Origin of the sequence: Arthrobacter sp. EPSL27 (genome assembly GCF_001512305.1) — a bacterium.
Taxonomy (GTDB): domain Bacteria; phylum Actinomycetota; class Actinomycetes; order Actinomycetales; family Micrococcaceae; genus Arthrobacter.
The window spans coordinates 1,018,099-1,041,760 of the sequence record NZ_LNUT01000005.1 but is presented as its reverse complement, the minus strand read 5'-3'; the positions used below and the strand labels follow the sequence as shown (position 1 = coordinate 1,041,760).

The following is a 23,662-nucleotide window of genomic DNA, read 5'->3' as shown; positions in this document are numbered from 1 at the left end:
CGCAGCGCTGGGCCTTTTCCGCATCGCCAGTCAGGAACCGCGTCGCCAGTCAGTAACCGCGCCGGCCTACGGGGCCGGTGCAGTGCCCGTCGGGGTGGGCGACGGCGTAACCGTTGCCGGTGCGGTGGCCGTCCCCGCGGACTGCGTGGGCTGCGATCCCGCCGGTGCCGTGGCCGTGGATGTAGCAGCCGGTGCGGAACCCGTCGGGCGGGGAGTGGCGCCGGAGGTCGCACCCGAAGAGGCCCCGGGAGAGGCACCAGTAGTCGCGCCCGGCGTGGCCGAGGGGCTCGCGGTCTGGCTGCTCCCGGGCGCCCTGCTGGGAGCAGTGGTCCCGGAACCGCCCGGCGTGGCACTGGGGTCGCTCTGGATGACCTCCATGATCTGCGCCTTGAAGGCATCCAGGCGCCCCTGGATCTCCGAGAGCGGCACATTCTGCAGGTTCCGGCCGAACTCCGCGATCTGCTGCCAGAGCTCGTTAAGCCGGGCCGAGCTGTCCGCGCTCAGCGGCCCGTCCAGGGTGAGGACCAGCTGGTCAGCCAGGGCATAGGTCAGGCAGCGCAGGCAGTTGTAGTTCGCGGCGGCGGACAGGTTCTCCGGCACCACCACATCGGCCTGGCCCACAATCAGCACCACCTGGAAGCCCACCGCCACGGCGGCGCAGTCCGCGCAGCTGGCGAAGGCGTAGGCCTCGTTGCGGGTGGTGACGTCCTCGCCGTCGTCCGCCCACACCAGCGCGAAGGCGACGTCGTACACCACCGAGCCGTCCGTGGTGTTGACGGCGAGTGCCTGGTTGCCGTCCTCCTCCGCCGCAGCCGGCCGGTCGAAGGGGAACACCCACGACGGCGCCTCGGCGGCGGTCCCGGCGTCGCGCGGTACCAGGACCATGCTGAGCTGCGGCTTCTCACGGGTGGGCTTCTCCGCGCCGGCGGGCCAGAGGACGACGGTCCGCCCGGCCTGGCCTTCCCGCATGACGGTGGTGGACCCGGCCGGGAAGATGGCGGTGGTGGCGTCGGCCAGGGTGCCGCGCTCGTAGGGCTGGACCGGGCGGTAGGTCTCGCCGCCGGGCCACCAGGCCCAGGCGAGGCCGGCCACCATGGCGCCCATGACGGCGAGGGCTGTTCCGCGCTGGAGGGCCTTGCCGCGGGTCTTCGTCCACAGGGCCGTCACCACCTGGCGGACCAGCCGGACCAGGATGTACAGGATCCCGAGGACGGGAAGCGCGACGGCGGCGATCGCCAGGAGCCGCACTGCGGCGTCCAGGATGTCCCCGCTGGCGAGGGCGTTGTTGAACATGGCGTACTGCTTCTGCCCGCTGTCCCAAGCGGTGCCGAGGAGCCGTGGCAGGGACACCACCATCATCACCAGGCTGAACGCCAGCAGCGGCACGGTGATCAGCACCCATGCCGTGACCACGGCGCGGGCCCACGGCTTGAGTACCTGCGCTTCCGGGTCCTTCCGGCGCCACGGCAGCAGGCTGAGCAGGGTGGGCTTGATCCGCTGGAACAGGTCCGGAACGCCGGTGGCGTCGGCCAGGATGTGGTACCCGTCAAAACGGACCAGCGGCAGGAGCTGCCGCACCATCTGCAGCACCTGGGTCACCACCACCAGCAGGAGCGCGTCGAACCCGGTGGCCCACCAGATGCCCATGATGGCCACGGCCACGATCGCGTTGAAGTAGAGCCCGCCGAGGTCGGTCCGGATCCGGCCGGCCCGGCCCAGCCGGTAGGAATCAGTGACGTCGGTGAAGAACGCGGGCCAGATCAGGTACAGCCCGGTGCCCATGGCCCCCGGGGTCGCGCCGCCGCGCCGGGCAGCCGCGGCATGGCCGAATTCGTGGAACCCGGCGGACAGCACGGTCACAGCCAGGATGAGCAGCACCAGGCCCGGGTTGGCGAACGCCTCATGCGTGGCCGAGGCCAGGCCTTTCACCATCAGCACCCACCAGCAGCTGGCGAGGAACGCCACGGTCACCAGGACCACAATCAACGGGCTGAAGAGCACGGCGAAGGGCGCGGTGATGCGGCGGGTGCGCTCCGGGTCCGTCACGGTATAGCGGAGCTTCATGCCCAGCAGCGGGTCGGCCTTGCGGACCTCGGGCTGGGAGCCGTCGGCCAGCCGCAGCAGGCCCAGGGGCAGCAGCTGCTTGTCGATCAGCGTCTGGACATTTTCGGCGCTGATGAGCCGTCCCGACCCGGCGCTGGCGTGGCTGGCGATTTCCTCCGGGCCGCGGGAGCCGTCCACCGCCTCCAGCACCTGGTAAAGCAGCGGCGTAAGCTGCAGGGTCTGGCCGTCGGCGCGGCGCACCAGGGCGGGCGGTTCGCGGTAGCCGGAGCCCTGGGTCGCACCGAGGAGCTGGACGCCGTCGGCCAGGGCCGGAGGAGGCTGGGTTGCGGTGGCGGTGCCGGCCGCCGTCGGGGTCCCGACGGCGGCATTTCCGGCGGAGGGCTCGGCGGCCGTACCGGCGGACGACGGCTGGGCGGACGCCTGCTGGGCAGGGGAAAGCGGCGGGCCGTCCGGGGTGGACGGCCCGCCGTGCGGGGTGCTCATCCGGGAAGCTACTGCCGGAGGTCGGACTGCTGGTCGGCGGAGGCGGTGGCCTCGCCCGTGATGTCCTGGTTGATGATGGCGTCCTGCTGGGACACGGCGAACGCGTTGCTGTCGATCGAGCCGATGTTGGCGGCGACGGCGGCGTCGATCGGGGCGGCGACGTTGGCGTTGGCGGCCACGGCACCGTTGATCGGGGCGGCGAGATCGGCGGCGGCGTCCAGGTCCACGTTGACGTTGAGCAGGTTGGAGTTGAGCGCTCCGGCCACATCGGTGGGCAGGGCGCCTTCCTCGACCGTGGTGTCGGTGGTGCCGGTGTCGCTGCCGTCGGTGCTGCCGGTCTCCTGGTCGATGGTGCTGTCCTGCGTGGAGTCGGCGGTGGCGTCGGCGTCGATGCCCTGGTTGATCACCACGCCCTGGTCCGAGAGGGCCTGGGCGTCGGAACCGAAGGACAGGATGTTGGCCGAGGCGGCGGCGTCGATCGGGGCGGCCACGTTGGCGTTAGCTGCGACAGCGAGGTCGATCGGGGCCGCGGCGTTCAGGCCGAGGTCCAGGTCCGCGTTGAGGTCCAGGACGGAGGCCACTTCCTTGTCCGGAAGAGCGGTGCCTGCCTCGGCCATCAGTTCGGCGTCGCTCAGCGGGGTCATTCCCTGTTCAGTGCTCACGATTTAGCTCCAGTTCCGGCACGGATTCTGCTGCCCCCAGTGAGCAGTTTCTAACCGTCGTGCCTGATCAGGGTCAATAGTAAGCATGATGAGCATTTATTCGGTAGAAGACTTTCACAAATTCCCCGCCCCTGGGGGAGGCCGGTACCCGCCGATTTGACGCGAATGGCCGCTATGACGGGCGTCATAGCGGCCATTTGTGGTGAATGGGCGCACCCAACACCGAACTGCGGTGAGTCGGCTACTTCAGCCCGGCGCCGGGCAGCAGCTCGGTCGCGCCCAGGGAGTCGGCGACGAACGCGTAGTCCCACGCCCGTTCCTTCCACTGCACGTACCGGCCGGAGGCGCCGCCGTGGCCGCCCTCCATCTCGATCTTCATGACGATCGGCTCGCTGCCGGTGTTGAGTTCGCGCAGCCGCTGCACCCATTTGGCGGGCTCCACGTAGAGCACGCGCGTGTCGTTGAACGAGGTGACCGCCGCGATCTTGGGGTAGGCCACGGCGCGGACGTTCTCGTACGGGGTGTAGGACTTCATGTACTCGTACACGGCGCGGTCGGTGATGGGGTTGCCCCATTCCTCCCACTCCAGCGCGGATAGCGGCAGTTCGGGGTCCAGGATGGTGGTGAGGGCGTCCACGAACGGGACGGCGGCCACCACGGCGGCGTACTTCTCCGGCGCCAGGTTGGCGACGGCGCCCATCAGCAGGCCGCCGGCGGAGCCGCCCATTGCCGCGATCCGGGCCGGGTCCACCCAGCCGGACTGCGCCAGCCAGTCGGTGGCCGCGATGAAGTCCGTGAAGGTGTTCTTCTTGTGCAGCTTCTTGCCGGTGTCGTACCAGTTCCGGCCCAGTTCCCCGCCGCCGCGGATGTGCGCGATCACAAACACGATGCCGCGGTCCAGGAGGGAGAGCCGGGGGATGCCAAAGCCGGGGTCCATGCTCATCTCGTAGGAGCCGTAGCCGTACACCAGGCCGGCCGCCGTCGAGTCCTGCGCCACCGAGGCGTGCCGCAGCACCGACAGGGGGATCCGGGTCCCGTCGGACGCCTCCGCCCACTCGCGGGTGGCCACGTAGTCGGAGGCGGAGTAGCCGCCCAGCACCGGGCTTTCCTTGCGCAGCAGCAGCTCGCCGGCGGGCTGCTCGGCGGTGGGCAGCACAAAGTCGTACACCCGGGACGGGGTGAAGTAGGAGGTGTAGCCCATCCGGATCACGGGGGCCTCGTAGTCGGAGCCGGCCACGCCCGCGGTGTAGAGCTCCTCCTCGAAGGCGGGCTCCACCGGCGCGCCCTGCTCCGGCGTGCCCAGCCCGGCCAGCGGCAGCACCTGGACCCGCTCGATGGTGTCCTTGCGGATGGAGACCACCAGGTGCGTCGACGTGACGCCGGCACCGTTGACACGCACCAGGTCGGAATGTTCGACGACGGCGGTCCAGTGCTGCTCGGCCAGCGGCTTGGCGAGTTCGGCGGGGTCCACGAGGGAGACCATGGAGTTGACGGCGTTCTTGTTGTGCGTCAGCAGGATCGCCTCGGACGTCTGCCCCGCGGCGTCCGCGAGCAGGAACGGCTCGGCCTCGTAGAGGATGCGCTCGTCCCGGGAGATCACGGTGGCCAGACCGGCGTCGAGCGCGTCGAAGCGCAGCAGCCGGGTCTCGCTGAACTCCGAGCAGCCGATGCTGAGCACCAGGTGGCGCCGGTCGGCGGAGAGCTCGAAGCCCAGCCACATGGCGACGTCGTCCTCCTGGTAGATCAGCTCATCGTCGGCGACGGGCGTGCCCAGGACGTGCGCCTTCACCTGATACGGCCGCCAAGAGTCGTCCACCACGGTGTAGAAGATGCGGCTGCCGTCGGGGGAGAAGGCGATGCCGTAGAAGACGTTCTCGATCACGTCGGGCAGGAGCTCCCCGGTGCGCAGGTCCTTGATGCGCAGGGTGAAGCGCTCGTCCCCGGCGTTGTCCACGGCGTAGGCGTACAGATTCCCGTCGAGGGTGACGGCGGCCCCGCCGACGGCGAAGAACGGCTTGCCCTCGGCTTCGGCGTTCCCGTCCAGCAGGATTTCCTCGCCGGGGATCCCGACGCCCACCTCGACGGCGGGCGGCGTCCAGTCGGCCACCCGGTCACCGGTGTCCTCGGCCCGGACGCGGCACTGGATGCCGTACTCCTGGCCCTCCACCGAGCGGGTGTAGTACCACCAGCCGTCCTTGCGGTTGGGCACGGAGAGGTCCGTCTCCTGGGTGCGGCCCTTGATCTCCTGGAAGATGGCCTCGCGCAGCGGCTGCTGGTGGGCGGTCACCGCCTCTTGGTAGGCGTTTTCGGCCTTGAGCAGCTCCACCACTTCAGGGGATTCCTTGTCCCGCAGCCACTCGTAGTTGTCCTCGAAGACGTCACCGTGGTGCGTGCGGAGGGCGGGGATTTTCTTGGCAACCGGGGGCTGCGGGGACTGCTGCACAGGAGTCTGGGTCATGGCTCCAATCTACCGGCCGGGCGGCCGACGGCGGGCTGGCGCCGCCGCTGTGCGTGGCGGGGCTCGTCTAGGCTGGCGGGCATGGGGGAATGGATGGCGGCTCACCGCAGAATCGTTGTGCTGGTGGTGCTCGTGGCCGCTTGGGGTGCGGGTTCCGCCCTTTTCATCAGCTGGGGCCGCCGGCCGGAGGACGTATTCTTCAACGCCGCGATGTGGGCCGTCTTCCTCGCGGGCTCCTGGTACTTCGACGCACGCCGGCAGCGCAAGATGGAAGCCAAGCTGGAAACACTGGGCGGCATGCTGGTCTACGTCCGCTATCCGGACTCGCTTCCCGGATCCCTCAGCGGAATCTGGAACATGGGCGTCGCCTCGTTAGCCGGGACTGGCGAGATGACTTTTCAGCCGGCTGTCTACGACACGCTTGAGCCCTCCGGCCGGCCCACCACGTTCAGCGCCATGACTGCGGTGTCCAACGAGCCCAGAACGTTGGACCGCAAGGACAACAAATACGTCACCCAGCGTGGTTTTCAGACCATCAGGCTCGCGACCGACAAGGGGGACATTGAAGTAGCTGCCTTGCCGGAGACGCTCCGCAGGATTCACGACGCAATCCGCGAGGGCGACGGGACAGACTGAGCCGGGGCGCTGGCGCGCCTTTAGTTCCCGTTCTGCAACCCGTTCGCCGCGATGTACTCGCCGAGAGTCCCGGAGGCCAGCGCGGCGGCCACCGCGGCGGTGGCGGCGCGGTCCTCCACGATGATGGACTGCCCGTCCCGGCTGAAGCCCGTGCCGGCAGTGGGGAGGGTGAAGAACATGGCATTGCCCGGGGGTGTGCTGCGCAGGCTGAAGGCGAGCTGCTCCAGGGCCTCCACCGTGAGCCCGGGGGACACCGTGACGTGGGGGAGGACCGTGGACACCAGCTGCTTCACCGTATTGCGGTCCGTCAGCCCGCCTTCGGCCGCCATCTTGGCCATCACCGCCTTGAGGAAGGTCTGCTGGTTCCGCACCCGCTGGTAGTCGCCGTCCGAGAAGGCGTGGCGCTCGCGGACGAACGCCAGCGCCTGCACCCCGTTCAGCCGGTTCACCCCCGGCGGGAAGTACACAAAGTCGTCCACCGTCCCCTGGAACGGCTGCCTGATGTCCACGTCCACCCCGCCCAGGGCATCGGTCATGGCGGCGAAGCCCTGGAAATCCAGCATCACAGTGTGGTTGATGGGCTGGCCCAGGAGCGATTCCACGGTCTGCGTCATCAGCGGCACCCCGCCCAGCTCCAGCCCGGCGTTGACCTTGGCCGCGCCGTAGCCGGGGATGGTCACCCAGAGGTCGCGCATGATCGAGATGCCGTAAATGTTCTGCCGGTCGGCCGGGATGTGGATGAGGACCAGGGCGTCCCCGCGCTGGTCCGACGCGGCGCCGGACGCCGCGACGGCCCGTTCATTGATCCGGCTGTCGCTGCCGATCAGCAGGATGTTGAGCGCCTCAGGCGGCGGATCAGGCGTGGGCGTGGGGGTGGGTTCCGGTGTGGGGGCTGCAGTGGTCTCCGGTGCCGGGGCGGAGGTTTGCACCGGCGCCGCGGTTTCGGTCCGCGGCCTGTTGATCAGGAGCGTGGCCACCACAATTCCCATGACCGCCAGCACGGCAACAACAGCGACGGCGATGGTCCGGCGGCGGTTCCTGCCGCCCGGGGCCGCGGCGGAGCCTGCGGCTGCTTCAGCTGGTTCCGGCGACGTTCCCATGGCCGGACATTACCACCGCGATACGCACAGTAGGGGCAGGATGCGCGTTTGATCGGGAGGCGAAATACAGGCGTCCTGTTCCTCGCAGCCCACCGCGGGCAGAGGCTTTGGTGCTTGACGCATCTCCGCCCTTCCGCATATCCTGAACGAACGGTCGGTAATTATTTATCGGATATGCATAGGAGCAACCATGGCAGCGCAGACCCTGCAGTCAGTGCCCGGAGAGCCCACGTCGGCGCGGCACGAACAGAGCCTTGAGGATGTGGCCCGGCGCGACGCTGAAGGCCAGGCATACTTCGACAAAGTCATGGCGGAGGATTCGCGGATCGAACCCCGCGACTGGATGCCCCCGGCATACCGCAAGACCCTGCTGCGCCAGATCTCGCAGCACGCGCACTCGGAGATCATCGGCATGCAGCCGGAAGCCAACTGGATCTCCCGTGCCCCCAGCCTCAAGCGCAAGGCCATCCTCATGGCCAAGGTCCAGGATGAGGCCGGCCACGGCCTGTACCTGTACTCCGCCGCGGAGACCCTCGGCCAGCCGCGCGACCAGATGATGCAGGACCTGATGGACGGCAAGGCCAAGTACTCTTCCATCTTCAACTACCCCGCCCGCACCTGGGCTGACATGGGCGCCATCGGCTGGATGGTGGACGGCGCCGCTATCGCCAACCAGGTGCCGCTCTGCCGCGCCTCCTTCGGCCCCTACGGCCGCGCCATGGTCCGCGTCTGCAAGGAAGAATCCTTCCACCAGCGCCAGGGCTTCGAGATCCTGCTGGAACTCTCCCACGGCACGCCGGAGCAGAAGCAGATGGCCCAGGACGCCGTCAACCGCTGGTACGCCCCGGCCCTCATGATGTTCGGCCCGCCGGATGACGATTCGCCTAACTCCAAGCAGTCCATGGCCTGGAACATCAAGCGCTTCAGCAACGACGAGCTCCGCAACCGCTTTGTCGGCATGATGATGGAGCAGGTCAAGGTCCTGGACCTCACGCTCCCGGACAAGGACATCCGCTTCAACGAGGAAACCAAGAAGTGGGAGCACGGCCCCCTGGACTGGGACGAATTCCACGAGGTCCTTGCCGGCCGTGGCCCCTGCAACGCCCAGCGCCTGGAACGGCGCCGCGAAGCCCACCACAACGGCGCCTGGGTGCGCGAAGCCGCCGCCGCATACGCGGCAAAGCAGGCCAAGAAGCAAGCAGAGAAGGAAACCGCAGCATGACCACCCCCGAACCCCACGCAGGCAACGTCTGGCCCATCTGGGAAGTCTTCGTCCGCTCCAGCCGCGGCCTCTCCCATGTCCACGCCGGCTCCCTGCACGCCCCGGACGCAGCCATGGCCCTGCGCAACGCCCGCGACCTCTACACCCGCCGCAATGAGGGTGTGTCCATCTGGGTGGTCCCGGCCGACGCCATCGCCTCCAGCGACCCGGACTCCAAGGGCGCCTTCTTCGAATCCCCGCAGGGCAAGGACTACCGGCACGCGACGTACTACACCAAGAGCGAGGGCGTGAAGCACCTGTGAGCACCTCACCTGAGACCACGGCAACCCCCGCACCCGCGGAAGAAACAGGCGGCCACGGCGACCTCAACGTCGGCGTCAAGGCAGCCGGCGGCAGCGGCGAGGCCACGGCCAGCGCCACCCGCATCACGCCCGGCAACGCCCTCCGCCCGGAGGACATCGCCCTGGCCGTGAGCAGCGGCAGCGCGAAGCCCACCGAGGACGTGGCCGAAATCGCCCTGCGCCTGGGCGATGACGCCCTGATCCTGGCGCAGCGCCTGGGTCACTGGATCTCCCGCGCCCCGGAGCTGGAAGAGGACATCGCCCTCGGCAACATCGCCCTGGACCAGCTGGGCCACGCCCGGTCCTTCCTCAGCTACGCCGGGGGACTGGACGGCCGCTCCGAGGATGACCTGGCCTACTTCCGCCGCGAGCACGAGTTCCGCTCTGCCTCGATCTTCGAACAGCCCAACGGCGACTTCGCCGTCACCATCGCCCGCCAGTTCGTGGTGAGCTACTACCAGTTCGAGCTCTACAGCCAACTGACGCAGTCCACGGACGCCACCCTGGCCGGCATCGCCGCCAAGGCCGTCAAGGAAGTGGACTACCACCGGGACCACAGCGCCCAGTGGGTGCTGCGCCTTGCCGGCGGCACGGACGAATCCCGCGAAAAGATGATCCACGGTTTCAAGGTCATCTGGCCCTACGTGGACGAGCTGTTCCGCGACGACGAGCTGACCGCCCGTCTCAGCGCGAGCGGCGCCGCCGTCGAGCCCTCCAGCCTGCGCGCCGAGTTCGACCGGCTCACCGGCGAGGTCTTCGCCGAGGCCGAACTGGAGGTCCCCAAGGTCCAGCCCGCCCCCGGCGGCGGACGCAGGGGCCTGCACTCGGAGCACCTGGGCTACATCCTCGCCGAAATGCAGGTGCTCGCCCGCGAGTACCCCGGAGCCAGCTGGTAACCACCATGGAGATGTACGTCAGCCACCCCACTGCCGCGGAGGCCCGCCCCGCGGAGCAGAAGACTCCCGAGCAGAAGGCCTGGGACCTCGCCGCCACCGTCACCGACCCGGAAATCCCGGTCCTCACCATCGAGGACCTGGGAATCCTGCGCGACGTCAAGGTGACGAAGGAGCCCAACCCGGCCGACGGCGGTATGGTCCCCACGGTCCATATCACCATCACACCGACGTACTCCGGCTGCCCGGCGATGGACGCCATCCGCGATGACCTGAAGGCTGCGTTCAACCGCGAAGGCTACCCCAGCGTCAGCGTGGACATGGTCCTCTCTCCGGCGTGGACCACGGACTGGATGAGCGAGGCCGGCAAGGCCAAGCTGCAGGAGTACGGCATCGCCCCGCCGTCCGGCCACTCGGCCGCCGTGCGCCACGCCGGGCCGGTCCGCCTGTCCCTCGCCGTCAAATGCCCGCAGTGTTCCTCGCTGCACACCAAGGAACTCACCCGCTTCGGTTCCACCTCCTGCAAGGCCCTGTACGTGTGCCAGGACTGCAAGGAACCGTTCGACTACTTCAAAGTTTTGTAAGGAAAAGCCATGACTGTTGTCCGCCAGACCGCCGCCGAGCAGGCGGCAGCCACCGGCCGCCGTCGTGCGTCCTTCCACCCGCTGACGGTCGATGAGGTCCGCCGGCTCACGGACGACGCGATCGAGGTGACGTTCGGCGTCCCCGCCGAGCTCGCCGGCCAGTTCGACTACCTCCCCGGCCAGTACGTCGCCCTGCGCACCACGCTGCCGGACGAATCGGGCGAGCCGAAGGAGATCCGGCGCAGCTACTCCATCTGCGCCGAGCCGCGGAGCTTCGCGGACGGCAGCAGCGAGATCCGGGTTGCCATCAAGAAGGACCTGGGCGGGCTTTTCTCCAACTGGGCCAACTCCGAGCTCAAGGCCGGAGACGTCCTGGACGTGATGAGCCCCATGGGGGCGTTCATCTCCAAGCACGGCCGGGACGGCAAAGAGCAGAACCTCATGAACTCCATGAACCACCCGGAGGAGATGGCCAGCGAACGGGCGGGGGAGCCCGGCTCCTTCGTCGCGATCGCCGCCGGATCCGGCATCACCCCGGTGATCGCCATTGCCCGCACCCTACTCGCCGCGCACCCGGAGACCCGCTTCGACCTCGTCTACGCCAACAAGGCCGCCATGGACGTGATGTTCCTCGAGGAACTGGCCGACCTGAAGGACAAGTACCCGTCCCGCCTGGCCCTGCACCACGTGCTCTCCCGGGAACAGCGGATCGCCCCGCTGCTGAGCGGCCGGATCGACGCCGAGAAGCTGCAGGCGCTGCTGGGCACCGCCATCCACGCCGACGACGTGGACGAATGGTTCCTCTGCGGCCCGTTCGAGCTGGTCCAGCTCTGCCGGGACACCCTGGCCGACCGCGGCGTGAACCCGGACAACGTCCGGTTCGAGCTGTTCACCACCGGCAAGCCGGACCGCCCCGAGGGCAACGCCGGCCGCCCCGTGGTAGTGGACGAATCCCAGGCCACGTTCAAGATCACTTTCAAGCTGGACGGTCTCCAGGGCGAGGTGGCCAGCCCCACGCACGCCCGCGAATCGATCCTGAACGCGGCGCTGCGGGTCCGCCCGGACGTGCCGTTCGCCTGCGCCGGCGGCGTGTGCGGAACCTGCCGCGCCAAGGTGGTGGCCGGGTCCGTCACCATGGACGAGAACTACGCGCTGGAGCAGGACGAACTGGACAAGGGCTACGTGCTCACCTGCCAGTCCCACCCCACCACGCCGGAAGTCACCGTCGACTTCGACGTCTAACAGCCCGCCCGCCTTCCGCCCCCACCTCAGGAGCCCCATGATTTCCCTCTCCATCGACGGCGGCATCGCCGAGATCGTCCTCGACGCACCGTACAAGCTCAACTCGCTGGACGAGCAGGCCCTCCGGGACCTGTCGAAGGCGTACGACGACGCCGCTGCCGCCGCCTCGCGCGGCGAGGTGCGGGCGCTGCTGCTCAGGGGAGAGGGCCGGGCGTTCTGCGCTGGCCGGGACATCGCCGGCGTCACGCCGGAAACGGACGATGTGCAGGGCTACCTGGGCGGGCTGCTGCAGCCGCTGCTGAAGAAGATGAGTGAATTCCCGGCCCCCACGTTCGCGGCTGCCCAGGGCGCCTGCCTGGGCGTCGGGCTGGGCCTGCTCCTGGCCACGGACGTGGTCTATGTGGCGGAGAACGCCAAGTTCGGCTCGCCGTTCGCGAACCTGGGTGCCACGCTGGATTCCGGCGGCCACTGGTACTTCACCGAACGGCTCGGCATGCACCGCACGCTGGACCTGATCTACACCGCCGAGCTGATGAGCGGGGCCGAGGCCGTGGCCCAGGGGATGTTCAGCCGCGCCATGCCCGCGGCCGAGCTGCTGGAGTCCACCCGCGCCATCGTGGCGAAGGCCGCCACCGGCGCCACCAGTGCGTTCAACGCCAGCAAGGAGCTGGTGGCGCACATCCGGGACCAGCGGCTGGGCCTTTGGGAGTCCATGGCCGAGGAGAACGCGGAGCAGGCACGGCTCTGCAAAACCGAGGACTATTCAGAGGGGTTCCGGGCGTTCCAGGAGAAACGGAGACCCGTCTTCAAAGGCTAGCGGCGCTGGCAGAGGGGGCCGACAGCGTCCATGATGTCTAAGTACTCGTATTTTGTTGAAGCCATTCTCAACTAGAGGCTGCGCTTGTAGGGTTCCGTTATGACTTTGGGGAGAGCTGTAACAAAGGCTGTTATTCCTGCGGCGGGCCTCGGCACACGTTTCCTGCCGGCCACCAAGGCGATGCCGAAGGAAATGCTGCCCGTGGTCGACCAGCCGGCCATCCAGTACGTTGTTGAGGAGGCTGTCCGCGCTGGCCTGACCGATCTCCTGATGATTACGGGGCGCCAGAAGCGCGCGCTTGAAGATCACTTTGACCGGGAGCCCAGCCTGGAACGGGCCCTGGATCTCAAAGGCGATGTTGAGAAACTTGAAGCCGTCCGGCGCGCCTCAGCTCTGGGACCCCTCTACTACGTCCGCCAGGGCGACCCCAAGGGGCTGGGCCACGCCGTGCTCTGCGCCCGCCAGCACGTGGGTGACGAGCCTTTCGCTGTCCTTCTGGGCGATGACCTGATCGACGAACGGGACGAGCTGCTGAGCACCATGATCGAGGTGCAGGCCCGGACAGGCGGCTCGGTGATCGCCCTGATCGAGGTGGACCCCGCTGAGATCAGTGCCTACGGCTGCGCGGACATTTCAGCAGTCGACGGCGAAGGCCACGTGCGCGTCAACCGTCTGGTGGAGAAACCTGCCGTGGCCGACGCGCCGTCCAACCTGGCCGTCATCGGACGGTACGTGCTTCACCCGGCAGTTTTCGACGTGCTCGAGGAGACGGAGCCCGGCCGGGGCGGTGAAGTCCAGCTCACGGATGCCCTGCAGACTCTGGCCACCTCGGACTGCGAGGGCGGCGGTGTCTACGGTGTGGTTTTCAAGGGCCGCCGATACGACACGGGCGACAAGCTGAGCTACCTGAAGGCCGTCATCTCCATCGCGTCGGAACGGGTGGAATTCGGCGAGGAGCTCAAGGCCTGGATGAAGGCCTTCGTCAGCTAGCGACGGCGGCGCCGCTACCGCGTATCCAAATCCTCGAACACCAGAAACGTCTGCGTATCCAGTACCCCGGGCATGGACTGCAGCTGGTCGAAGATCACTCGTCGCAGGTCGATGTTGTCCAAAGCGCGCACCAGCAGGATGACGTCGAAGTCCCCGCCCACCAGCGCGATGTGGTGCACCTCGGGAATGGCGCGGAGCAGCTCGCGCAGTTCCCGCCAGGAATGCTGCCGGACCTTGAGGGTCACGTAGGCCGACGACTTGAGGCCGGCCTTGATCGGATCCACCAGCGCCGTGAACTTGGTCAGCACGCCCTCGCCGGTCAGCCGGGCAATCCGCGTGTAGGCGTGGGCGCGCGAGATATGGACGTTCTCCGCCACCTGCGTGACGGACATCCGGCCGTCCCGGGTCAGCTCGGCAATGATGTTCCGGTCCACGTCATCCAGCGGCACCGCCGTCTGCTCCGGCTCGTTCTCTGCCATTTCGTCCACAACCTCCGCCGGTAACCCAGCTCACACTTACGATTCGTCTTCCAGAATAGTCCATTTTTTGGGTCTTCTCCACGATTTACCCCTGGGCTGGATACGAAACAGCGCATCGCCCCATACTTGGAGGTAATAGTGGCTACAGAAGGACGGACCAATGACGATCTCCGCAGACCACACTGCGCAGCCCCCGGCAGCCGAGGAGCAGACACCCGGCCCCGCGGCCCCGGACGCGGCCGCCCCGACGGGCGCATCCAACAACGCCGCCAGCGAGGCCGTGCGGAAGTTCGGCATCTCGGTTGAGGACTACATGCTGCCCGCACGGCACCAGATCCAGATGGTGGGCCCGGACGGCACCCTGACCCCGCACACCGAGCAGGGCACCCAGCCCGGCCACGAATACTCCCTCCCGGGAGATGAGGAACTGCTGGCCGCCTACGAGCAGTTGGTGGTCGGACGCCGCGTCAACGACCAGAACTCCGCCCTGGTCCGGCAGGGCCGCATGGCCGTCTACCCGTCCAGCCACGGCCAGGAGGCCTGCCAGGTGGCCGCCGCCCTCTGCCTGTCCGGCGGCGACTGGATGTTCCCCACCTACCGCGACTCCGTTGCCGTGATGGCCCGCGGCGTGGACCCGGTCCAGACCATGACCCTCTTCCGAGGCGACTGGCACGGCGGCTATGACCCCGCCAAACACAAGGTCGGCATCCAGTGCACCCCGCTGACCACCCAGCTGCTGCACGGCGTGGGCGTGGCGCACGCCGCCAAGCTGCGCGGCGAGGACACCGTGGTCCTGGCCATGTGCGGCGACGGCGCCACCAGCGAAGGCGACTTCCACGAGGCACTGAACTTCGCCGCCGTCTTCCACCTGCCGGTGGTGTTCTTCGTCCAGAACAACCAGTACGCCATTTCCGTGCCGCTGGCGCACCAGTCCGTGGCGCCCTCGCTCGCCCACAAGGCCGTGGGCTACGGCATGGCCGGCGAACGCGTGGACGGCAACGACGTCGTCGCCCTCCTCGCCGTCCTGGGCCGCGCCGTCCGGCTCGCCCGCGAAGGCTCCGGCCCGCTGCTGGTGGAGGCACACACCTACCGCATGCAGGCCCACACCAACGCCGACGACGCCACCCGGTACCGCCAGGACAGCGAAGTCGCCGAATGGGTGGCCAAGGACCCGCTGAGCCGGATGAAGACCTACCTCACGGACCGCGGGCTGCTCGACGACGACCGCGCCGGACGGATCGCCGAGAAGGCCGAAGCCGTCGCCGCCCAGCTCCGCGAGGGCCTGAGCGAGGACGTCCCGGTGGAACCGCAGGACCTCTTCAAGTACGTCTTCTCCACCCCCACCCCGCAGCTGCAGGAACAGTCCGCCCTGCTCGCCGACGAACTCGCCCGCGACGCCGCATTGACCTCGGAGGCCGCACGATGAGCCCCACCATCACCACCTCGTCCGAAGCCAACGGCAACGTCAGTGCCGCCACCGCCCGCGCTGCCGCCACCGCCGCAGCCGTGGCAGAACAGAGCGGCCCGCAGACCATCACCCTGGCCAAGGCCCTGAACACGGCCATGGCCGACGCCATGCACGCGGACCCCTCGGTACTGGTCTTCGGCGAGGATGTCGGCATGCTCGGCGGAGTCTTCCGGATCACCGACGGACTGACCAAGACCTTCGGGCAGAGCCGCTGCTTCGACACTCCGCTCGCCGAATCCGGCATCGTGGGCATGGCCGTCGGCATGGCGATGAACGGCATGCGCCCGGTCATCGAGATGCAGTTCGACGCCTTCGCCTACCCGGCCTTCGAGCAGATCGTCAGCCACGTCGCCAAGATGCACAACCGCACCAAGGGCGCCGTGAAGCTGCCCATGGTCATCCGCGTGCCCTACGCCGGCGGCATCGGGGGAGTGGAGCACCACTGCGACTCCTCCGAGGCCTACTACGCCCACACCGCCGGTCTCAAGGTTTACACCCCGGCCACCGTGGCCGACGGCTACCGGATGCTCCGCGAGGCCATCGACTCCCATGACCCCGTGATGTTCATGGAGCCCAAGAAGCTCTACTGGTCCAAGGACCAGGTGGACCTGGACGCGCTCCGCGCCGAACACGCCGAGAACACCGAACGCGGCACGTCCTCCGAGGGACGCGCCGCAGTCGCCCGGCCCGGCACCGACGCAACCCTGATCGCCTACGGTCCGTCCGTCCCCACCGCCCTCGCCGCCGCCGCGGCCGCCGCCGAGGAAGGCCGCTCGCTCGAAGTGGTGGACGTCCGCTCGATTGTGCCGTTCGACGACGAGACGGTCTGCGCCTCGGTCCGCAAGACCGGCCGCGCCGTGGTCATCGCCGAGGCCCACGGGTTCGCCTCCGTCGCCTCCGAAATCGTGGCCCGGGTCCAGGAACGCTGTTTCCACCACCTCGCCGCGCCCATTCGCCGGGTCACGGGCTTTGATGTCCCGTTCCCGGCGCCGAAGCTCGAGCACTACTACCTGCCCGGCGTGGACCGCATCCTCGACGCCGTTGACGACCTCCAGTGGGAAGACTGACCATGAGCGAACCGAAAGTATTCCTCCTCCCGGACCTCGGCGAAGGCCTCACCGAAGCCGAACTCGTCAACTGGCTGGTGGCCGTGGGCGACGAAATCCGCGTCGACCAGCCCATCGCCGAGGTTGAAACCGCCAAGTCCATGGTGGAGGTTCCCTCCCCGTACGCCGGCACCGTCGCCGTGCTGCACGGCGAGCCCGGCCAGACCCTCGACGTCGGCAAGCCGCTGATCTCCGTGACTCCGGTCGGGGCCGCGTCGGCTGAGCAGGCCGTGGCTCCGGCGGCCGCGCCTTCCGCAGCTGCGGACGCCGCCGCCGAGGTCTACCGCGAGGAAGAGAAAGCCGGCTCCGGCAACGTCCTCATCGGCTACGGCACCCCAGGCGGCCACGGCGTGGCCCGCCGGACGCGGCCGCGGAAGGCCGCCGCGGCAGAGTCTGCCGGTGCCTCGGCTGTCGCCACTGAGGTGTCCGCGGCCGAGAAGGCAGCCGATGACCTGCTCCTGATGCGGACCCGGGTGCCCGGCAAGCTGGGGGCCGTTATTTCTCCGCTGGTCCGGCGGATGGCCAAGGACCATGGGGTTGATTTGGGGGAACTCCAGGGGTCCGGCGCCAGCGGGCTCATCATGCGCCGCGACGTCGAGGCGGCCATCAAGCCCTCCGCGCTTGAGCGTCCGGCGGCAGAGCCTGCTGCAACCACGCCGGCAGCAGCGGTTCCAGCCACCGGTGACACCGACGCCCGCACCGGGCTCGGCATCACCGGCCGGACTCCGGTGCGCGGCGTGCGGAAGGCTGTCGCGGCGAACATGACGCGCAGCCGCTCGGAGATCCCGGAAGCCACCGTATGGGTGGACGTGGACGCCACAGCCCTCGTGGAGATGCGTGCCGCCCTGAAGAAGGCGGACCCGCACCACACCCCCGGCCTGCTGGCGTTCATCGCGCGCTTCGTCACCGCCGGGCTGAAGAAGTTCCCGGAGCTGAACACCCGGATTGTCACCACCGAGGACACCGCCGGCGGAGCATCCCAGGAAATCGTCGCCTTCGACGGCGTCAACCTGGGGTTCGCGGCCCAGACCGACCGCGGCCTGATGGTCCCGTCGGTGCGCAACGCGGACAAACTCAGCGCCCGCGAACTGGACGCCGAGATCCGGCGGCTCACCGCCGTTGCACGCGACGGCAAGGCGACCCCAGCAGAGCTCGGCGGGGGCACCTTTACCCTGAACAACTATGGTGTCTTCGGGGTGGACGGCTCCGCCGCCATCATCAACCACCCCGAGGTGGGAATCCTGGGGGTCGGGCGCATCATCGACAAGCCTTGGGTGGTCAACGGCGAGCTCGCGGTCCGAAAGGTCACCGAGCTGACCCTCACCTTCGACCACCGCGTCTGCGACGGCGGCACCGCCGGCGGGTTCCTGCGCTACGTGGCCGACGCGATCGAGAACCCGGGAGGCGTGCTAGCGGACCTCTGAGGCGGTAGGGACCGTGCGGGCGGAAAGGCCGCTCGCGCGGTGCCGCCTTCCAGCATCCGGCCAGCTCCGGTGGGTAGACTCGAGGGCAGAACATCGCACCAACGACGCCGGACCAACACCCGGCATACGGAGATTCTTCATGTCACGATGGCTCGAGGTTGGCCCGGACAACTACGTCCTGACCACCCAAGGTTCCCTGCTCAACACCGGCCTGGTGATCGGCTCCGAGCGTGCCTTGGTGATCGATACCGGCAGTGGGCCCCGGCAGGGGCGCGAGATCCTGGACGCCGTGCGGGAGAAGACCCAGCTGCCGCTGGTGGTGGTGAACACCCACGCCCACTACGACCACTTCTTCGGCAACGCCGTGTTTGCCGAAGCCGGAGTGACCGAGTTCTGGGCGCACGAGAACTGCGCCGCCGAGATCGCGGAAAACGGAGATGCCCAGCGCTGCGCCGTGGGCGCCGATGAGCCCGAGATGGCAGCCGGGGAGGGCGACCACGTCGAACTCGTGGTCCCGAACGCGATCGTGAAAGACCAGCCAGTCCTTCTGGATCTCGGCGGCCAGAACGTTACGCTGTTTTTCTTGGGCCGCGGGCACACCGACGGCGACCTCCTGATTGGCACGGCCACCACCCTGTATGCCGGCGACCTAGTGGAGCAGGGCTCCCACCCGTCCTTTGAGGATTCTTACCCCGAAGAGTGGGCCGACGTTCTCAGGCACGTCTCCGCGCTCCGCCACCGTTACGAATTCCTGATCCCCGGGCACGGGGAACCCTGCAGCGACCAGTTCGTGAAAACCATGGCCAACACCATGACCACGGCGGTACGGCAGGCCACCCAAGCGACCCGCGAGACCCCCGATGACGCCACCAAGGCCATCCCGATCCTGCCCTACGGGCCGGAGCAGTCCCGGTGGTTCATCAAGCGCCTGCAGGAGACCCGGGCGCACCACTAAGTCCGCGGCTTGGGGCGGTCAATGGTAAGGGTACTCACGACTGCCCCTAGAATTGCGGTTTGGACCAATTCAAACGAGCACCGCAGCCGCCTGTGCTGTGAGTCCCAGGGGGGACCAATATGCCCGATCCGGTGGACAACAACACAGTCAACGCTGCCACAGAGGCAGAGCAACCCGAACTCCGGCGCCGGCGCGACCGCCGCCGGGGCGGCGATTCCGACGCCCGGACAGGAACCATGCCGATCACACCCTCCGACGTCGCCGACACCACAGCGGGCAACAGGACCGCGCGTCCGTTGCGCCGCAATTCCTGGGCGGAAGCCGCCGAGGCGGCGGACGAACGGAAAGCCGCCACTGGCGCAAACCCCGTGATCCGGCAGGTGCCGACAGCGCCGCACCAGCCGGTGTCCCCGCCGACGGTGGCCGCGCCGGCGCCGGCTCCGTCCAATCCCGCCCAGCAGGACCCTGAGGTCCCGGATGAAGGGACGGCCGCCGTCGACAGTTCCGTGGTCCCAACGCGTCGATCCGCGGTGCCGGCGGTGCCCGAAAGTGCCCCCGCCGTGCCCGCACTCCCGGGCCGGGCGGCCCGTTCCGCCAGCCGGGCAGCGGCACTGACCGCGCCGACCCCCGATTTCATCAATTCCCCGGGTCTTTTCGTCCGCGAGCAGAAGCCCCGGCCTGTCGGAGGCCTTCGGGGAGCGATCTACACGCTGACCGGCGGCGGGGTAAACCTGGGTCCCAGCGCCCGGCAACGCGAAGAGGACGAACTTGCCCGCCGCATCTCTCGCCAACTCCAGGGCAGCTACAACACCGCTGTCCTGAGCCTCAAGGGCGGCATCGGCAAGACGTCAACGACGGTCGGGGTGGGCCTCACCCTGGCCGAGTTCCGCGGCGATCCGCCGTGCGCGATCGACGCGAATCCGGACTCCGGCGATCTGGTGGAACGTGCTCTTGGCGAGGGCATCTACCAGCAGCAGAGCCCCCGTACCATCACTGACCTGCTGAGGAACATTGAATCCATCGATTCCCTCACGGCTTTGGCCCGCTACATGCACCACGCCGGCCGGCTGCACCTGATCGCCGGGGAGCAGGACCCCGAAGTCTCCGATTCCCTGACGGCCGAGGAGTACCTGCGGATCCGGAAGCTCATCTCCGGATATTACTCAGTTGCCCTGACCGACTGCGGCACTGGGGTGACCCACAATGCGATGAAGGGCATCCTGCAGTCCGCGGACAACCTGATCATCGCCGCGGGCTACGCCGTCAGCGGCGCCAAACGGGCCCGCAGCACCCTGCACTGGCTGGCCGACCACGGGTACGAGGAACTCGCCCGCAACGCCATTGTGGTCATCACCGACAAGGATGAGGTCTCCTCACGGGTCGACAAGGACGCGATCGAAGACCACCTTGCCGGTATCTGCCGCCAGCTGATTGCCGTACCGCATGACCGCGGCGTGGCCGACGGCGACCTGGTCACCCTCGATGTGCTCCGCCCGGAGACGAGGCGTGCGTACCGTGAGATCGCCGCCGCAATTGTGGACGGCTACGTCTAACGGTGGGGCGGGGTAAACAAGTTGTCTCTCGCCGGGGACCGGCTTAGATTTAGGCATGACCAACAACCTCGGGGATGACGCCGCCCTGCAGCTGCAGGACCTCCTGATGGGAACGGAGAACGTCGAGGATTTTCTCGGCCGCCTCGCCGAATTCTCGGCGGCCATGCTCAGCCGGGCCGCCGGCGCGGGGATCGAATGCGGCGTGACGCTGCAGCGGCGGAAGAAGATCACCACCGTGGCCGGGAGCAGCCCCCGGGCCGTCATCCTGGACCGCATCGAGCAGCACCTCGGCGACGGTCCGTGCATCGAAGCCCTGCGGACCCGCTCCGTGGTGCTGCTGGCGGACGTCGATACCGATCCGCGCTGGCCCGAGTACCAGCTCCAGCTCGCGGCCCAGGGCGTCCGCAGCACTCTCGGCGTGCCCCTGGAAATCGGCGACGACGCGTCCGCGGCCCTGAACTTCTTTGCGCCCGACACCGGCCTGTTCACCGAGGACATCATCGTCGAGGCTGCCGGGTTCGCCGACCTTGCCGAACGGTCCCTTCGCCTCGCCGTCCGGATTGGGACCGCTCAGTCCCGGGCCGAGGACCTGCAGGCGGCCATGGAGCACCGCACCTCGATCGACCTGGCTTGCGGCGTGGTGATGGCACAGAACCGCTGCTCCCAGGAGGAAGCCATGGCCATCCTCACCCGGGTGTCCAGCAACCGGAATCAGAAGCTCCGGGATGTCGCCGCCGACGTGCTACGGAACCTCACCGCAGAGGAAGTCCGCACGCACTTCGACGCCTGAGCCGGCGGGCCACCGGGTGGACCCTAGGATGAAGGGGATGACCACCACCAGCACCGCGCCGTTCAGCCTCCGCAGCATCGCCGTCCCCGCGTTTGGCCCGGCCCTGCTATTCAGCATCGGCGAGGGCGCCATCCTGCCCGTGGTGGCACTGACCGCCCGCGACCTCGGCGCCTCCGTGGCCGTCGCCGCCCTGGTGGTTACCCTGATCGGCCTGGGCTCCTGGTTCTTCAACCTGCCCGCCTCCCTCATCACGCTGAAGTTCGGAGAACGCTGGGCGATCGTCGGCGCCGCGGCCGCCAGCGCCCTCGCCCTGGCCGCCGCGGCCCTGTCACCGCTGGTCCCCGGCGGGCTGTGGCTGCTTGCTGCGGCGATGCTGGTGGTGGGCATGGCCGCGAGTGTCTTCAGCCTGGCCCGTCAGAAATACCTCACCGAGGCGGTGCCGGTTCTCCTGCGGGCCCGGGCGCTGTCCACCCTCGGCGGTGTAAACCGGATTGGCATCTTCCTTGGCCCCTTCATCGGCGCCGCCGCGATGCAGGTGGCCGGCATCACCGGCGCCTACTGGGTGGGCGTCGCCGCGATGGCCGCGGCCGCCGTCGTCTCCGTCCGCATCCCGGACCTGGTGGCCGCCCCCGCACCCGAGGAGGGCGTCCCCGCCCAGCAAGCGACGCTGCGCAGCGTGGCCGTGTCCCACGCCGGGGTGTTCCTCAGCGTGGGTGTGGGCGTTCTGCTCCTAAGTGCGCTGCGGGCTTCCCGGCAGGTGGTGATCCCGCTCTGGGCCGAGCACCTCAGCATGGATGCAACACAGGCATCGCTGATCTACGGGCTCTCCGGCGCCATCGACATGCTGGTGTTCTACCCGGCCGGGAAGCTGATGGACCGCAAGGGCCGGCAATGGGTAGCCATCCCGTCCACCCTCATTATGGGCACGGCCATGCTGCTGATCCCGCTGAGCGCCGGCTTCGTGGGGCTGCTGCTCGCGGCACTGCTGATCGGCTTCGGCAACGGCATCAGCTCGGGCCTGAACATGACGCTGGGCGCCGACTTCTCACCCGACAACGGCCGCGGCCAGTTCCTGGGCATCTGGCGGTTCATGGCCGACGCCGGGGCCACCGGCGGCCCGGTGCTGCTCTCCGGCGTCACCGCCGCGGCGTCACTGGGGGCCGGCGTGGCCGCCACCGGCGCGCTGGGCTTCGCCGCCGCCCTGGTGTTCGCTGTCACCATCCCGCGGCTGAAACACCGGCGCAACTACTGAGGGGGCCGGGACGCGCCGCGCCAGCTGCCGAACCACGTATGCCGCGTCCCGATCCACGCCGCCGATCAGGCCCGAGGTGAGCGCGTACTGGAAGGGCATGCCCACGAAGAACAGCCCCGGCGTCCCGGGCGCGGCGCCCCGCCGGGTCAGCGGCCAGCCCGACGGCGCCAGCTCCAGCCCGTCGATCCAGCCCAGGTCCGGGAGGTAGCCGGTCGCCCAGATGACGGTCCGCACGGCGGCGGAGCTGCCGCCGTCGAACACGGGCTGGCCGTCCGCGGTTCCGGTCATCCGGGGCACACGCTCCACCCCCGCGCGGTCCAGGTCCTTCGGGGAGATCCGGATCAGGGGTGCGCCGCGCCGGTGGAAGTCCGCGGCCACCTTGCGCCCCACCGGCGTGCTCAGGGTCAGAACCGAGTGGATGAACCGCCAGTAGACCCCGCCGGTGTAGCGGAGCAGGGGATCGGGAATGTGCGGGGTGGGCCGGCCGGACAGGAGCACCCGGCGGGTGCCGGCCAGCTCCAGAGCGATTTCAGAGCCGGAGGTTCCGGCACCCACCACCAGCACGTCGCCGTCGGGGATCTCGGCCGGGCTGCGGTATTGCGAACTGTGGAGCTGGCGGATGGCGGGGTCCAGCCCGGCTGCGGCGCCCGGGATGCGGGGGAGCGCATTGGCTCCGGCCGCCACAATGACGTTTCGGGCCAGTACCGTGCCGGACGCGGTCTCAACAGCGAAGCTGCCCCCGGCCCGGCTGACGCGCTCCACCCGGACCCCGGTCCGCACCGGCAGCCTGAAATGCTCCGCGTAGTCCTCGAGGTAGTCCGCGAACGCCTCCTTGCCCGGGAACGTGTTCCGCGGCGCCGGGAAGGGCAGGCGGGGGAGGCCATCGTGCTGGGCCGGGGTGAACAGCTCCAGGGAATCCCAGCGGTGGCGCCAGGCGTCGCCCACCCGCGGGGCGCCGTCCAGGATCTCGAACCGCAGACTGGTCCGGGCCAGGTGGTACCCGGCGGCCAGGCCTGCCTGGCCGGCTCCGATCACTGCGGCATCCAGCTGCCGACTGTTCTGGTTCATGGCCTGCTCCTTCGTGCGAGCCCTCCGACGTCCTACTCACTAGAATACCGTTCTACTGAGTGGAGCGATAGTCTA

Annotated in this window: 21 protein-coding genes; 15 read left to right on the top strand and 6 right to left on the bottom strand. The window is 68.7% G+C overall.

The window, feature by feature from the left end; all coding sequences use genetic code 11:
* Positions 1–66: 66 nt before the first annotated feature.
* The 3 genes from AR539_RS15715 to AR539_RS15705 form a co-directional block, all read right to left on the bottom strand.
* The gene (locus AR539_RS15715; RefSeq protein ID WP_082699396.1) at positions 67–2,547 is read right to left on the bottom strand and encodes a hypothetical protein; all 2,481 of its coding nucleotides are present in this window, start codon (positions 2,545–2,547) and stop codon (positions 67–69) included.
* Positions 2,548–2,555: 8 nt separating this feature from the next.
* Positions 2,556–3,209 (bottom strand): peptidoglycan-binding protein, encoded by a 654-nt coding sequence (locus AR539_RS15710; RefSeq protein ID WP_231728633.1) that lies wholly within the window; start codon positions 3,207–3,209, stop codon positions 2,556–2,558.
* 241 nt (positions 3,210–3,450) lie between these two features.
* Positions 3,451–5,667: a S9 family peptidase gene (locus AR539_RS15705; RefSeq protein WP_066438930.1), complete on the bottom strand. Its 2,217-nt coding sequence runs from the start codon at positions 5,665–5,667 to the stop codon at positions 3,451–3,453.
* An 81-nt stretch (positions 5,668–5,748) separates the two neighbouring features.
* Between AR539_RS15705 and AR539_RS15700 the strand changes: the two genes are divergently transcribed.
* Entirely contained in the window at positions 5,749–6,303 is a 555-nt protein-coding gene (locus AR539_RS15700; protein ID WP_157361030.1) for a hypothetical protein, read from the top strand.
* A 20-nt stretch (positions 6,304–6,323) separates the two neighbouring features.
* Here the strand turns inward: AR539_RS15700 and AR539_RS15695 are convergent, their stop codons facing one another.
* Positions 6,324–7,403, bottom strand: a complete 1,080-nt coding sequence (locus AR539_RS15695; RefSeq protein WP_082699395.1) for an LCP family protein — start codon at positions 7,401–7,403, stop codon at positions 6,324–6,326.
* 190 nt (positions 7,404–7,593) lie between these two features.
* Here AR539_RS15695 and paaA point away from each other — a divergent pair, with 190 nt between their 5' ends.
* From paaA to galU, 7 genes are all read left to right on the top strand, one after another.
* Positions 7,594–8,625 (top strand): 1,2-phenylacetyl-CoA epoxidase subunit PaaA, encoded by a 1,032-nt coding sequence (gene paaA, locus AR539_RS15690; RefSeq protein WP_066438925.1) that lies wholly within the window; start codon positions 7,594–7,596, stop codon positions 8,623–8,625.
* Positions 8,622–8,927 carry a 1,2-phenylacetyl-CoA epoxidase subunit PaaB gene (gene paaB / locus AR539_RS15685; protein ID WP_136321706.1) on the top strand — a complete coding sequence of 102 codons (306 nt, stop codon included), beginning with the start codon at positions 8,622–8,624 and terminating at the stop codon, positions 8,925–8,927. Before paaA ends, paaB begins: the two co-directional genes overlap by 4 nt.
* On the top strand, positions 8,924–9,862 hold the full coding sequence (gene paaC / locus AR539_RS15680) for a 1,2-phenylacetyl-CoA epoxidase subunit PaaC (protein WP_066438924.1): 939 nt from the start codon (positions 8,924–8,926) through the stop codon (positions 9,860–9,862). The genes paaB and paaC overlap by 4 nt, the downstream gene beginning before the upstream one ends.
* An 11-nt stretch (positions 9,863–9,873) precedes the next feature.
* A complete protein-coding gene (gene paaD / locus AR539_RS15675; RefSeq protein ID WP_066440072.1) occupies positions 9,874–10,443 on the top strand; it encodes a 1,2-phenylacetyl-CoA epoxidase subunit PaaD in 570 nt (189 codons plus the stop codon).
* A gap of 9 nt (positions 10,444–10,452) precedes the next feature.
* Positions 10,453–11,685: a 1,2-phenylacetyl-CoA epoxidase subunit PaaE gene (gene paaE / locus AR539_RS15670; RefSeq protein ID WP_066438918.1), complete on the top strand. Its 1,233-nt coding sequence runs from the start codon at positions 10,453–10,455 to the stop codon at positions 11,683–11,685.
* Between the two features lie 37 nt (positions 11,686–11,722).
* Complete coding sequence (locus AR539_RS15665) at positions 11,723–12,502, top strand: enoyl-CoA hydratase/isomerase family protein (protein ID WP_066438916.1); 780 nt, start codon at positions 11,723–11,725, stop codon at positions 12,500–12,502.
* 99 nt (positions 12,503–12,601) lie between these two features.
* Positions 12,602–13,492 (top strand): UTP--glucose-1-phosphate uridylyltransferase GalU, encoded by an 891-nt coding sequence (gene galU, locus AR539_RS15660; RefSeq protein WP_066438914.1) that lies wholly within the window; start codon positions 12,602–12,604, stop codon positions 13,490–13,492.
* A gap of 14 nt (positions 13,493–13,506) precedes the next feature.
* On the opposite strand, the gene AR539_RS15655 is transcribed toward galU, so the two are convergent.
* On the bottom strand, positions 13,507–13,971 hold the full coding sequence (locus AR539_RS15655) for an Lrp/AsnC family transcriptional regulator (RefSeq protein WP_066440068.1): 465 nt from the start codon (positions 13,969–13,971) through the stop codon (positions 13,507–13,509).
* A 160-nt stretch (positions 13,972–14,131) separates the two neighbouring features.
* Here AR539_RS15655 and pdhA point away from each other — a divergent pair, with 160 nt between their 5' ends.
* The 7 genes from pdhA (at position 14,132) to AR539_RS15620 (ending at position 22,519) form a co-directional block, all read left to right on the top strand.
* Positions 14,132–15,397, top strand: a complete 1,266-nt coding sequence (gene pdhA / locus AR539_RS15650; RefSeq protein WP_066438911.1) for a pyruvate dehydrogenase (acetyl-transferring) E1 component subunit alpha — start codon at positions 14,132–14,134, stop codon at positions 15,395–15,397.
* Positions 15,394–16,506, top strand: coding sequence for an alpha-ketoacid dehydrogenase subunit beta (locus AR539_RS15645; protein ID WP_066438908.1), 1,113 nt, complete (start codon positions 15,394–15,396; stop codon positions 16,504–16,506). The genes pdhA and AR539_RS15645 overlap by 4 nt, the downstream gene beginning before the upstream one ends.
* A 2-nt stretch (positions 16,507–16,508) precedes the next feature.
* Positions 16,509–17,969, top strand: coding sequence for a dihydrolipoamide acetyltransferase family protein (locus AR539_RS15640; protein ID WP_066438905.1), 1,461 nt, complete (start codon positions 16,509–16,511; stop codon positions 17,967–17,969).
* Positions 17,970–18,108: 139 nt separating this feature from the next.
* On the top strand, positions 18,109–18,924 hold the full coding sequence (locus AR539_RS15635) for an MBL fold metallo-hydrolase (RefSeq protein ID WP_066438901.1): 816 nt from the start codon (positions 18,109–18,111) through the stop codon (positions 18,922–18,924).
* 236 nt (positions 18,925–19,160) lie between these two features.
* On the top strand, positions 19,161–20,477 hold the full coding sequence (locus AR539_RS15630) for a MinD/ParA family ATP-binding protein (RefSeq protein ID WP_442854411.1): 1,317 nt from the start codon (positions 19,161–19,163) through the stop codon (positions 20,475–20,477).
* 55 nt (positions 20,478–20,532) lie between these two features.
* The gene (locus AR539_RS15625; RefSeq protein WP_066438893.1) at positions 20,533–21,267 is read left to right on the top strand and encodes a GAF and ANTAR domain-containing protein; all 735 of its coding nucleotides are present in this window, start codon (positions 20,533–20,535) and stop codon (positions 21,265–21,267) included.
* A gap of 37 nt (positions 21,268–21,304) precedes the next feature.
* Positions 21,305–22,519, top strand: coding sequence for an MFS transporter (locus AR539_RS15620; RefSeq protein ID WP_066438891.1), 1,215 nt, complete (start codon positions 21,305–21,307; stop codon positions 22,517–22,519).
* Here the strand turns inward: AR539_RS15620 and AR539_RS15615 are convergent.
* Entirely contained in the window at positions 22,418–23,587 is a 1,170-nt protein-coding gene (locus AR539_RS15615; RefSeq protein WP_066438889.1) for a flavin-containing monooxygenase, read from the bottom strand. The two genes, AR539_RS15620 and AR539_RS15615, sit on opposite strands and share 102 nt — an antisense overlap.
* Between the last annotated feature and the right edge of the window lie 75 nt (positions 23,588–23,662).